The organism is Curtobacterium sp. MCBD17_026, assembly GCF_003234895.2.
Taxonomy (GTDB): Bacteria; Actinomycetota; Actinomycetes; order Actinomycetales; family Microbacteriaceae; genus Curtobacterium; species Curtobacterium flaccumfaciens.
On record NZ_CP126281.1, the window covers coordinates 2744373 to 2756393 of the forward strand.

At 71.2% G+C, this 12021-nt stretch carries 12 protein-coding genes; 6 read left to right on the forward strand and 6 right to left on the reverse strand.

The genetic code is table 11. From position 1 onward, the window contains the following. Positions 1-21: 21 nt before the first annotated feature. Positions 22-654: a TetR family transcriptional regulator C-terminal domain-containing protein gene (locus DEI85_RS13015; protein WP_110862313.1), complete on the reverse strand. Its 633-nt coding sequence runs from the start codon at positions 652-654 to the stop codon at positions 22-24. 90 nt (positions 655-744) lie between these two features. Next, a complete protein-coding gene (pnuC, locus tag DEI85_RS13020) occupies positions 745-1410 on the reverse strand; it encodes a nicotinamide riboside transporter PnuC (RefSeq protein ID WP_111124366.1) in 666 nt (221 codons plus the stop codon). Between the two features lie 393 nt (positions 1411-1803). On the opposite strand from pnuC, the gene DEI85_RS13025 reads away from it, so the two are divergent. From DEI85_RS13025 to DEI85_RS13050, 6 genes are all read left to right on the forward strand, one after another. Further along, positions 1804-2358 (forward strand): alternate-type signal peptide domain-containing protein, encoded by a 555-nt coding sequence (locus DEI85_RS13025; protein WP_110862326.1) that lies wholly within the window; start codon positions 1804-1806, stop codon positions 2356-2358. Between the two features lie 45 nt (positions 2359-2403). Further along, on the forward strand, positions 2404-2982 hold the full coding sequence (locus DEI85_RS13030) for a TasA family protein (protein WP_110862327.1): 579 nt from the start codon (positions 2404-2406) through the stop codon (positions 2980-2982). Continuing rightward, the gene (locus DEI85_RS13035) at positions 2979-3875 is read left to right on the forward strand and encodes a hypothetical protein (RefSeq protein WP_110862328.1); all 897 of its coding nucleotides are present in this window, start codon (positions 2979-2981) and stop codon (positions 3873-3875) included. The genes DEI85_RS13030 and DEI85_RS13035 overlap by 4 nt, the downstream gene beginning before the upstream one ends. Further along, entirely contained in the window at positions 3872-4675 is an 804-nt protein-coding gene (locus DEI85_RS13040; protein ID WP_258376413.1) for a signal peptidase I, read from the forward strand. The genes DEI85_RS13035 and DEI85_RS13040 overlap by 4 nt, the downstream gene beginning before the upstream one ends. Beyond that, complete coding sequence (locus DEI85_RS13045) at positions 4641-5072, forward strand: hypothetical protein (protein WP_110862330.1); 432 nt, start codon at positions 4641-4643, stop codon at positions 5070-5072. Before DEI85_RS13040 ends, DEI85_RS13045 begins: the two co-directional genes overlap by 35 nt. Positions 5073-5208: 136 nt before the next feature. After that, a complete protein-coding gene (locus tag DEI85_RS13050; RefSeq protein WP_111124368.1) occupies positions 5209-6528 on the forward strand; it encodes a GNAT family N-acetyltransferase in 1320 nt (439 codons plus the stop codon). 40 nt (positions 6529-6568) lie between these two features. Here the strand turns inward: DEI85_RS13050 and DEI85_RS13055 are convergent, their stop codons facing one another. From DEI85_RS13055 to DEI85_RS13070, 4 genes are read right to left on the reverse strand one after another with little or no spacing between them, the layout of a single operon-like run. Next, complete coding sequence (locus DEI85_RS13055) at positions 6569-7573, reverse strand: ABC transporter permease (protein WP_111124369.1); 1005 nt, start codon at positions 7571-7573, stop codon at positions 6569-6571. Continuing rightward, entirely contained in the window at positions 7570-8505 is a 936-nt protein-coding gene (locus tag DEI85_RS13060) for an ABC transporter permease (protein WP_111091270.1), read from the reverse strand. The genes DEI85_RS13055 and DEI85_RS13060 overlap by 4 nt, the downstream gene beginning before the upstream one ends. Next, positions 8502-10244 (reverse strand): dipeptide ABC transporter ATP-binding protein, encoded by a 1743-nt coding sequence (locus tag DEI85_RS13065; protein WP_111124370.1) that lies wholly within the window; start codon positions 10242-10244, stop codon positions 8502-8504. The genes DEI85_RS13060 and DEI85_RS13065 overlap by 4 nt, the downstream gene beginning before the upstream one ends. Further along, a complete protein-coding gene (locus DEI85_RS13070) occupies positions 10241-11908 on the reverse strand; it encodes an ABC transporter substrate-binding protein (protein WP_111124371.1) in 1668 nt (555 codons plus the stop codon). Before DEI85_RS13070 ends, DEI85_RS13065 begins: the two co-directional genes overlap by 4 nt. Positions 11909-12021 lie beyond the last annotated feature (113 nt).

A 12021-nucleotide genomic window follows, 5' to 3' on the forward strand; every position in this document is an offset into this window, starting at 1 on the left:
GTCGGTCGTCGCCGCGCGGCGTCAGACGCGGACGGGTGCCTCGTCGAGGTCCCACGACGGGACAGCGTGCCGCTTCCATCCCTGGCGCAGGGTGTTCGCCGCACGGTCGAACTCGACCAGGACGTCGATGTGCGGGCGGACGAGCATCTGGATCTGCAGCCCCTCGAAGACCGCGAGCAGCTGCGTCGCTGCCTGGTAGGCGGGGATGCCGGCCTCTTCCGCGCCCTTGTCGAAGTCACGCTGCAGCCCGACGGTCAGCTGCTCGGCGTACTCCTCGAACCGCTTGCGGAACAGTTCGGCGAACCCGGACTCCGAGCTGGCCACGGTGATCAGCCCCGCGAGCACCCGGACGAGCCCGGGGTCCGCGACGTCCTCGGCGAGGGTCAGGCGGACGTGCTCGATCGTGCACGCCGGCGGGTTCTTCCGCCGGGTCCCCCGCAGCTGCGACCACCGGTCGTAGGTGACCAGGAGCAGGGCGTCCCAGGTCGGGAACAGCCGCTCGACGGTCTCGAGCGGGATGCCCGCGACGTCGGCGACGACTGCCGCGTCGACGTCGTCGAACGGGTGCAACCGGTAGGCGCGGATCGCCGCGCGCACCGTGCGTTCTGCGAGGGACTCGTCGTCCTCGACGCGTTCGCCGTGCAGGGGTTCCATCCGACCATCTCAGCGCATTCCGGGCCGTTTGTCTCGTCCCAGAGCGGGGGCCGTGCTCCCTGCCGCGTCAGCGCGCCGCCACCACGGCGGTCAGCCGACGGTCACGGGCGCCGCCGGCGGGCGGACCCGCTGGCGCATCCACACGAAGAACCCGGTCAGGGTGAAGACGCCGTAGAAGACGTACATCAGCCCGGAGGCGTAGTACCCGGCGGAGAAGAGCAGCGGCACGCCGACCAGGTCGACCGCCACCCAGATGAGCCAGAACTCGACCCACCCCTTCGCCATGCCGTAGGTGGCGAGCAGCGAGCCGACGAAGATCCACGCGTCGCTCCACACCGGCTCGTACGACCCGAGCGCCCGGAACACGGGGGTCAGCAGGGCGGTGCCGCCGATCATCCCGACGACGAGCAGCAGACGGGACCGCCAGGAGGCCCAGCGCGGGTCGATCACGGTCGTCGCGTCCTCGGGGCGGTGCGTCCACCGGTACCAGCCGTAGATGCTCACGATGATGAACATGACCTGGCGGCCGGCCTGCCCGAGCAGGTTGACGGGGTTCGGGGTGTCGAAGAGCGCCCCCATGAAGACGGTGAAGAGCAGGGCGTTGCCGACCAGCCCGACGGGCCAGGCCCAGACCTTCCGACGCATGCCGCCCAACGCGCTGAGCAGCCCGAAGACGTTGCCGATCACCTCGCGCCAGAGCACCGTCTGGTCACCGATGACGATCTGCGCGTCGAACAACCAGCGCACGATGTCCATGGGCCCTCCTCGTTTCCGGACGGTGCAACGACGCCGTGCCTACCGGCATTCCTTCTGTGATCGCTCTGCGCACGCAAAGCGCACGCTCAGAATATCGGGGTACAAAACGTGTCCTCCTTGTCGGGGACCAAAATGACCCCCGTTCTGGGTTCACGTGAACGATCGTTCTCACTTGTCCGCACTTTGGGGGACAGGTAACGTCGACACCAGAGCGAGTCCAGCCCGCCCGAGCAGCAGCACATGCGCTCCGGGGCCCGGCGACCGCTCTCGGCACCGGTCAGCCGCGACCCCCTCCAACCACTGGGTCGATGACAACCTCCCCACCGGACACGACGCCCGAATGTCCCCGGTGGGCTTCAGCGTGCCCCGAGCACGCAGGAACGGATCCTCCCCATGCACAAGATCGTCACCGGTGCCATCGCCGGCGCAGCAGGCGTCGCACTCCTCCTCGGCGGTGCGGGCACGTTCGCCCTCTGGAACGCCAGCGCCTCGAGCGCCGCGTCCGCCGTGAGCGCCGGCACCCTGACGCTGAGCGCCAACAACGACGGCGCCTGGACGGACATCACGAACGGTCGTTCCACCGCGATCGACCCGACGAAGGCCCTGATGGTCCCGGGCAACACGTTCCAGTTCACGCAGACGCTGAACATCGGCGCGACCGGACAGGACCTCAAGGCGAACCTGACCTACGCCAACCAGAGCATCACCGGTGACGCCGCGCTGCTCGCCGCCACGACGAAGACGCTGGCCGTCACCTCGACGAGCGCCTCGGTGGTGCAGTCCTCGTCGAACGCGAACACCTTCGTGGTCTCGCCGTCCTCGTCCACGTCGACCGTCAAGGTCGTCTTCACGGTGACGCTCCCCGCGTCGGCGACCACCGGTCAGGGCGGCTCGATCAACCTCAGCGCGCTGGCCTTCACGCTCACCCAGACCGCGATCGGTTCCTGATCCACCGATCGCACCCCACCGACCACGACGACCAGGAGCAGGCACATGACCGCCACACCGCGGACGACGGGACGCCACCGCGCAGCCCGACGGCACCGCTGGGTCTGGCCGGTCGCGCTCGCCCTGGTCGTCGCGGTCGGAACAGCGCTCCTCGGCACCGGCGGCACGTACGCGCTCTGGAACGGGACCGCCAGCACGGCGGCCACCACGGTGCGCTCCGCCACGGCGACCGTCAGCGTCAGCAGCACCACGGCGATGAACACCGCGGTCCTCGGGCCGGGCACGAGCACCACCGGCACCTTCACGGTGCGGAACACCGGGTCGGTCCCCCTGTCGGTGCGCGTCACGACGACGGCCTCGAAGTCGTCCGTCGCGGCGGCGACCGGTGAACTGACGCTCCACCTCGCGATGGTGTCGTCGGCCGCGAAGTGCGCACCAGGACTCACCGGCACGAGCGGTCGGCTGGCCACCTTCGACACCGGCACCGGGTCCCTCACCCTGCCGGCCGGGGTCAGCGGGATCGCGTGCCTCGAGATGGGCCTCGACGCCGACGCCCCGCAGACCGTCGCCGGTGCCACCACCGACTTCACCCTCACCGTCACCGGAACGCAGGTCTCCGCATGAACCGCCGCCTCCGACTCCTCGTCACCGTGCTGCTCACCGCCGTGTTCGTCGGTGGCACCTCGAGCGCCGCGTGGGCACTGTGGAGCGCGTCGGGCACCACCGCGGCGAGCACCACCGTCGGCACGGTCACGGCGTCGATCAGCGGCACGAGCGCCCTCACCACGGCGTTCTCGTCGAGCGTCACCTCGACGACGAAGCCGATCACCCTGACCGACTCGGGCACCCTCGCCGGCACCGCCACCACCACGGTCTCCGTCGTGTCCGGCAGCTCGACCGCACTCGCCAAGGCCGTCACCGTCGTCGCCTGGCCGGTCGCCTCGACCGCGGGCTGCACCACGAGCACGGCCGTGGGCTCCGGGTCCGTCACCGGCACCTGGGCGTCGCTGCCGAGCATGAGCGCGAAGCTCGCCGCCGGTGCCTCCGCCGTCTGGTGCACGCGCAGTACCCTGCAGTCGTCGGCCCCGGCTGCCTCGACCGCCAAGGTGAACGTCAACCTCACCGTCACGAGCGGCACCTGGACCTCGGGCGTCGTGGCGGGCGGCTTCACCCTGACCACCCCGGCTGCGGTCGTCGACACGACCCCCGCGCTGGTCTGCACCGACCACGGCGGTTGGTACGTCGAGATCCGGTGGGACGCCGCGAACCGCCCGATGGACACCTGGTACGGGGCCTTCGTCGGCTCGACCCCGGTCGGACAGAAGGCACAGGACTACTCCGCGTTCATCACCATCGCACCGACGGACGTCCCCGCGAGCGCCGGCACCTCCGGCACGTTGACCGTCACCGTCAAGGTGCTCGACAGCGCCGGCAACCCCACGAGCACCGTCGCGGGCACCGGCAAGGTCACGCTCTTCACGCAGGACAACGGGGCGGCGATCCGATGCGGCGCATGAGCACCCCCACCCCGCGGTCCGGCTGGCGCGCCGTCGTCCACGCCGTCGTGCTCGGCCTCAGCACCGGGCTCCTGCTGCTCGTCGCTGCCCTGGCGGTCGTGCTGATCGTCGTGCCGAAGGCCACGGGCTCGATGCCGCTCACCGTCCTGACGCAGTCGATGGAGCCGACCCTGCCCCCGGGGACCCTGCTCGTGGTCCGTCCGACCCCGATCGACGACATCCGGGTCGGCGACGTCGTCACCTACCAGATCGTGTCCGGCCAGCCCGCGGTCGTCAGCCACCGCGTGGTCTCGGTGTCGTCGTCGTCGGACGGCGAGCGGACCTTCGTGCTCAAGGGCGACAACAACGCCGAGGCCGACCCGGCACCGGTCACCGCCGTGCAGATCCGTGGCGTGGTCTGGTACTCCGTGCCGGAGATCGGCATCGTCAACCAGGTCGTCAACGGGTCGCGGAGCTGGCTCGTCCCCGCGGTCGCCGGCGTGCTCCTGACCTACGGGGCGGTCATGATGACCGCGGGCTTCGTGAGCGCCGCACGCCGTCGCCGCGCCGACACCAGCCGCGCCGACACCCGCCGCGTCGGCACCAGCCACGGACGACGCAGCGCAGCGCACCACGTCGAACGGACCACCACCGAGACGACGACCACCACCCGGTCTAGGCTCGGTGGACGTGACGGACGGAGTGCAGCGGGCGCGGGAGCTCCTCGACGCAGCGGCCCGACGGCTCCGCGCCGCGGACGTCCCGGACGAAGCACTCGGCGAGTACGTGCAGCCGAAGGCCGTCCTCGGGATCCGTCGTGACCCGACGATGCGGCCCCTCGGTCGGGTGTGGCGGGTCGGGGCACTCCTGATCGGGTCGTCCCCCGAGACCGCCGGCCGCGTCTGGGCCACCGGGTCGATCACCCGCGTCACCGAACCCGGTCGGTCGCAGTACCAGTCGGTCTCGGCCGAGGTCCGTCGCGCCTACCGAGCCGCCGCCGCGAAGGGGCACTTCAGCGCCGGTGACACGGTGAACCACGGCGCCGCCCCGATCCCCGTCGACGACTCCCTGCTCGACGCCGAGGGCGTGCTCGTCGTCATCGACGACGTGCCGTCGGTCCGGTGGTCCCCGACGGCCGGCGCCGCCGTCCCCCTCGCCGACTACCTGGACGACCGCGTCGGGCTGCTCGTCGATCCCCCGCGGGGCGCGACCGACTGACGCGGCACCGGGCACGGGCCCTGAGCCGGCCGACCCCACACGGCACACGGTCCACCGGACGCGATCCGGGCCTCCAGGCCGACCGGACCGACCACGCGCCTGTCGCGACGTCACCCGGTCCCGATAGTGTCGGGACGTGAGCAACGAGGCATTCGACGACCGCTACGAGCTGCGCGAGTTCGCGCCCGGGACGGACGACAAGGGGGCACCGAACGCCGAGACGGCAGCGTGGATGCAGGCCGTCGGGATGGGCTTCCACGAAGCCGACCCCGACCCCGAGGGCGCGGCCCGCATGGCGTCGTACTTCATCGCCGACGAAGAGACGTTCCTCGGGGTCTACGTGCGCGAGCCGTTCCCGGGGTCCGTCGACGAGACGTGGCCGGCCGGTACCTTCACGTGGTTCCGCAAGGCGCTGAGCTGGGGCGACGGCTCCTCCGTCGACACCCAGGCGATCTCCGCGGTCACCGTCCGCCCGACCGAGCGTCGCCGCGGCATCCTGCGCCGGATGATGACGCACGCGCTCGAGCGCGGGGTCGCCGAGGGGTACGCCGTCGCGTCGCTGACCGCGTCCGAGGGCACCATCTACCGCCGCTTCGGCTTCGGCTGCGCCATCCGCGAGCGTGCCGTGCACGTGCGCCGCGAGCGTGCGCTCCCCCTGCTCGCCCCGACGTCCGGCACGGTGTCGGTCGTGACGCCGCAGTGGCTGGCCGACGGCCCGGGCAAGGCGGTCTTCGACCGGTTCCACGTCCGCACCCCCGGCTCGATGGTCCGCAACACCGGCACCTGGCCGGTCGCGTTCGGCCTGCTCGGCCACGACGGGCAGAAGGCGAAGGACGTCCGTGCGGCGGTGCACCGTCCCGACGGCTCCGACGAGATCGACGGCTACGTCACCTGGCGCGTCAAGGAGGACCGCGGTTCCGACACCGCGGTCGAGATCGTCGACCTGGTGTACGCGGACGACCAGGCCTACACCGCTCTGTGGGAGTTCCTGCTCTCGGTCGACCTCAACGACGTCGTGAAGTACAACCGCTCCCGCCTCGACGACCCGATCGTCGCCGCGCTCGGCGACAACCGTGCGTACGACGTCGACCACGAAGAGGACCACGTCTGGCTGCGTGTGCTCGACGTACCGGCGGTGCTGGCCTCGCGGCCGTTCGCCGTCGACGGGTCCCTGACACTCGGGGTCACCGACGCGCTCGGCTTCACCACCGGCACGTACCGCCTCGACGTCCAGGAGGCCCGTGGCACCGTCACGCGCGTCGCCGACGACGTCGACGTGGCCGGGTCCGACGTCCAGCTCGACGTCGCGGAGCTCGGTGCGCTGCTGATCGGCTCGGTCTCCCCCGTCACGTTGGCCGCCGCGGGGCTCGTCCGCGCTGCGGACCAGGCGTCGGTGGAGCTGCTCCGCGCGATGCTGCTGCCGCCGCGGACGCCGCACGGCATCACGTACTTCTGACGGACGTCGCCCGCGTGGTGGGGCGCGAGCGGAGGCGGCTCTACGCCCGGCGTCGCACCCGCGGGTCGACGAACGCGTAGACCACGTCGACGATGACGTTCGCCGTGACGATCAGCAGCGCCGAGAACACCGTGAAGCCGACGACCACCTGCAGGTCGAGGGTGTGCACCGCGTCGATGAGCAGTGCACCGAGGCCCTGCATCGAGAACACCTTCTCGGTGATGACCGCACCGCCGAGCAGCGACCCGAGGTCGAGCCCGAACAGCGTCACCACGGGCAGGATCGCCGTCCGGAGCCCGTGCCGCACGACGACCTGGCGCTCCCGCAGCCCCTTGGCCCGGGCGGTCCGCACGAAGTCCTGCGACATCGACTCGAGCATCTCACCACGGGTCAACCGGGCGTAGATCGCAGCGCTGATGAAGGCGAGCACGCACCACGGCAGGATCAGGTGGGTGAACCAGCCGACCGGGTCGTCGCTGAAGGCCACGTACCCGCTGGTCGGCAGGATCCCGAGCACGAAGCCGAAGAGCAGGATGCCGAGCAGCCCGACCAGGTACGCCGGGGACGAGACGCCGGCGACCGCGACCGTCATCACGGCCCGGTCGACGAAGGTGCCGCGGCGCAGCGCCGAGACGGTGCCGCCGAAGACCCCGGCGACGAGCCACAGCACGGCGGCGCCGACGGCGATCGAGGCGGTGACGGGCAGGCGCGCCAGGATCAGCTCGGTGACGCTCTCGTGCAGCTGGAACGAGTACCCGAAGCACGGCGCCGCGCACTCGATGACGCTGTTGCCACTGCCGAAGGTCCGGCCGGCGAAGATGCCGCCGAGGTAGGCGCCGAACTGTGCGAGCCAGGGCTTGTCGGTACCGAGGAACGCCTGCACCTCACGCAACCGGTCGGCGGTGCAGGGCTTGTCGCAGATCGCCCGAGCCGGGTTGGTCGGCAGGAGCATGAAGAGCGCGTACGTGATGGCCGCGACGACGAGCAGCACGACGGCGGCCCCGAGCACGCGGATCGCGAGGAACCGCAGGGTGGCGGCGTTCACGCGGTGCCCCCTCGCGGGTCGAGGGCGTCGCGCAGGGCGTCACCGAGCACGTTGAAGGCGAGGGTGATGAGGAACAGTGCGGCTCCGGGGAACACGAGGTACATGGGATCGGTCTGCACCCAGCCGATGGCGTCGCCGATGCTGCGACCCCACGACGGCGTCGGCGGGTTGACGCCGACGGCCAGGAACGAGAGCGCGGCCTCGGCGCCGATCATCGACGGGATCGAGATGGTGGCGTAGACGGTGATCGTCGCGGCGAGGTTCGGCAGCAGCTGCGTGCGGATGACGTGCCAGCGCCCGGCGCCCATCGCGGTGGAGGCGACGACGTAGTTGCGGCTGACGAGCGACAGCGTCTGCCCCCGCACGACACGGGCCACGGCCGGCCAGCCGAAGAACCCGATGACGAGCACGACGAGCACGGGCTTCGGGAACGTCGACGGCACGATCGCGGTGAGGGCGATCATGAACACGAGCGACGGGAACCCGAAGATCACGTCGACGACCCGCGAGAGCACCCGGTCGTACCAGCCACCGAAGAACCCGGTCGTGACGCCGACGAGCACGCCGATGACGATCGACACCAGGGTCGCGGCGAGTCCGATGCCGAGCGAGGTCCGTGCACCGTACGTGACGATCGAGAACAGGTCACGCCCGGTCAGGGGCTCGACGCCGAACCAGTGCTCGCCGCTGATGCCGCCGCCGGCGCCCCGGGGTGCACCGAACGAGTTGAGCGCGTCGATGTCGTACGAGTACGGGTCCTGCCCGGACGCCTTCGCGATGAGCGGGGCCGCCACGGCGACCACCAGGAACACCGCGATGACGACGGCCGAGGCCACCGCCCAGCGGTCCTGCCGGACGCGTCGCACCACGGCCCGGAAGCCGGTCGTGCGGCCGGACGGTGCGACCGGTCGGTCGACGACGTTGGCCGTCACGAGGCCACTCCTTCCCACGCGCGCCACGCCTCGCGGCGAGCGGCCTGTCGCACGGGATCGGCGACGGGTGCTGCGGCGAGGAGCATGCGCGTGTAGTCCTGTTGCGGGTCGTCGAGCACGGCGTCGGTGCTCCCCCGCTCGACGACCCGGCCGTCGCGCAGCACGATCACCTGGTCGGCGAGCTGGCGGACGACGGCGAGGTCGTGACTGATGAGCAGCATGCCGAAGCCGAACTCCCGCTGCAGCCCGGCGAGCAGGTCGAGCACGGCGGCCTGCACCGTCACGTCGAGTGCCGAGGTCGGTTCGTCGGCGATGAGGAGTGCCGGCCGCAGTGCGAGCGCACGTGCGACGGCGACGCGCTGCCGCTGTCCGCCCGACAGCTGGTGCGGGAACCGCTCCGCCCACGTCGGGTCGAGCTGGACGGCGGTCAGCAGCGTTCGGACCCGCTCGGCGCGGTCGGCGGCGGAGTCGGTACCGTGCACGAGCAGCGGTTCCGCGATGCTCCAGCCGATGGTCTGTCGCGGGTTGAGCGACGACGCCGGGTCCTGGAACACGATGCCGACCCGACTGCGCAGCTCGCGCAGTCGTCGTCCGCGAGCGGTGCGCAGGTCGCTGCCGTCCACCTCGACCGAGCCGGCGACGACGGGCACCAGCCCCGCGAGCGCACGCCCGATCGTGGACTTGCCGGAACCGGATTCGCCCACCAGGCCCACGGTCTCGCCGGCGTGCAGGTCGAGGTCGATGCCGGACACGGTCGGTCCGCCCCGGCGCGAGTACCGCACGGCGACGTCGCGCAGGCGCGCCACGGGCGGCCGGGAGGCGCGGCTCGCCGCTGCGGGGCCGGCCTGCGCCCGTCCGAGACTCGCCGCTGCGGACAGATCGCGGCCTTCGGAGGCCGCATCCTGTCCGGCAGGCCGAGTCTCGGTCGACGCGAGCGGCTCGTCGGAGGCGGGGCGCGCCTCCAGGCTGGGGACGGCCGCCAGGAGCTCGCGCGTGTAGTCGGCGGTCGGGTGGGCGAAGACCTCGGCGACGGTGCCGTGCTCGACCGGGTCGCCGCGGCGCAGCACCAGCAGGTCGTCCGCGACGTCCGCGACCACGCCCATGTCGTGGGTGATGAGCAGCACGGCGAGGGAACGCTCGCGGCCGAGCCGCCGCAGCAGGTCGAGGATGCCGGCCTGCACGGTGACGTCGAGCGCGGTCGTGGGTTCGTCGGCGAAGAGTGCGACCGGGTCGCCGGCCAGGGCCATCGCGATCATCGCGCGCTGGAGCTGGCCGCCGGAGAGTTCGTGTGGGTAGGCCTTCCGGATGCGCTCCGGGTCGGTGAGCCCGGCGTCACGGAGCAGTTCGTCGACGCGTGCCCGGACCCCGGCGCGGTCGAGCCCGGTCGGGTGTGCCCGGACGGCCTCGGCGATCTGCGTGCCGATCGAGAGGACCGGCGTGAAGGAGTTCATCGGCTCCTGGAACACCACGCCGATGCCCGCACCCCGGACAGCGCGGACCGTCTCGACGGGGGCACCGATGAGTTCCTCGCCACGGAACCGGGCGCTGCCCGACACCGAGGCCTGCGGCGGCAGGAGCCCGAGCACGCTCATGGCGCTGACGGACTTGCCCGAACCGGACTCCCCCACCAGGGCGAGGACCCGGCCGGGCGTCAGGTCGAAGGAGACGTCACGGACGACGGGCTCCGCGTCACCGAACGCGACGCGGAGCCCCTCGACCTGCAGGATCGGTTCGGTCACTGCTCGAGCGAGACCTTGAGGTAGTTCGGGTACGCGGGGAAGTCCGCGATCTGGAAGTTCTGCACGTTCGAACCGGCGAGGAAGGACTGCTTCGCGTAGATCAACGGCACGACCGGGGCGTCGGCCATGATCTTCTGGTCCGCCTGGGCCCAGAGCTTCTGCGCGTCGTCCTGGTCGACCGTGGAGCTCGCCTTCGCGATGAGGGCGTCCACCTCGGGGTTGCTGTACTTCGAGACGTTGTAGCCACCGCCGCCGATCTGCGACGAGTCGTAGAGGGGCTGCAGGTTGGCGTTCGCACTCGGGAAGTCCGGCTGCCAGCTCGACAGCGACAGGTCGAAGTCGGTGCCGTTGGTGGTCGCCTGGGTGAAGGAGTCGTAGTCGAGCGGCTTGAGCGTCACGGCGATGCCAGCGCGCTTCAGGCCGGACTGCAGCGCCTGGGCCTGGGCGAGGTAGGTCGGGTCGTTCTGCGTCACGAGGGTCAGCTTCAGGCCCGTGACACCGGCCTCCTTGAGCAGCTGCTTCGCCTTGTCGACGTCGCCCGTGGCCTTCGTCTCGTACAGGTCGTAGTCCTGGCGACCGGCGATGCCCGGGGTGATGAGCGTCGAGGCGTACGAACCGGCGATCGCGCCGCCGGCGGCGATCCGGAAGGACTTGCGGTCGACCGCGTACTGCAGCGCCTGGCGGACCTTGAGGTCCTTGAGCTCACCGCGCTGCGTGTTGATCGCCATGTAGCTGATCGGGCCGGCCTTCGACGTGGCCAGGCGTTCCTGGGCTGCCGGGTTGCTGCGCACCTGGTTGAGCTCGGCGGCACCCAGGTAGATGGCGCCGAACGAGTTCTTGGCGTCCCCGTTGTCCGCGATCAGCGTCTGCGTCACCGTGGACTGGTCCTGGCTCTCCTTGAAGACGATCTTCGACGGGCCGGCGGTGCGGACCTCGTCGGTCTTCGCGCTCCAGTTCTCGTTGCGGACGAGCGTGACCTGCGAGCCCTGCGTGTTCGACTGCACCTGGTACGGACCGGACGCGACCGGCTTCAGGTCGTAGGCGCCGGTGTCCTTGCCGTCACCCTCGGGCACCGGCGTGAAGGCCGGCATCGACGCGAGCCACGGCCAGTCGCCGTACGCGTCGTTCAGCTTGAAGACGATGGTCTTGTCGTTCGGGGTCTCGATGCTGTCGAGCGACTCGCCGTCGAACGGACCCTTGTAGTCGGCACCGCCCACCAGGAGCGACTTGTGGTAGCTCAGGCCACCGCTCAGCGTCGGCGCGAACGAGCGCTCGATGCCCCACTTGATGTCCTTCGTCGTGATCGGCGTGCCGTCCTGGAACTCGACGCCGTCCTTCAGCGTGTAGGTCCAGGTCTTGCCGTCGTCGCTCGAGACCCCGGTGTTGGTCGCCAGGTCGGGGACGACCTTCGCCGTCTTGCCCGGTTCGACGTCCCACGTGGTGAGCCGTCGGGCGACGAGGCCCAGCGACGTGATGCCGAGGCTCTGGCTGGTCGCGGGGTCGAGGTGGAACGAGGTCTGCGGCGTCAGGATGTTGAGCGTGCCGCCCTTCGCCGTGCCCTCGGCGCCGTCGTCGGACGAACCCCCACCCGAGCAGCCGGTCAGGACCAGGGCTGCTGCTGCGGCGACGGCCGCGGTGATCGTCAGGCGGTTGGGGCGTCTCATGACGGTGCTGCTCCTCGGGGAAGGGGGTCGCGATCGCGGTGGCGGTCGCTGCGACGGCGGAACGGTTCACCCGCCGGGCGGCGTCCATCCTGACACCGCGACGGTGGCCCGTC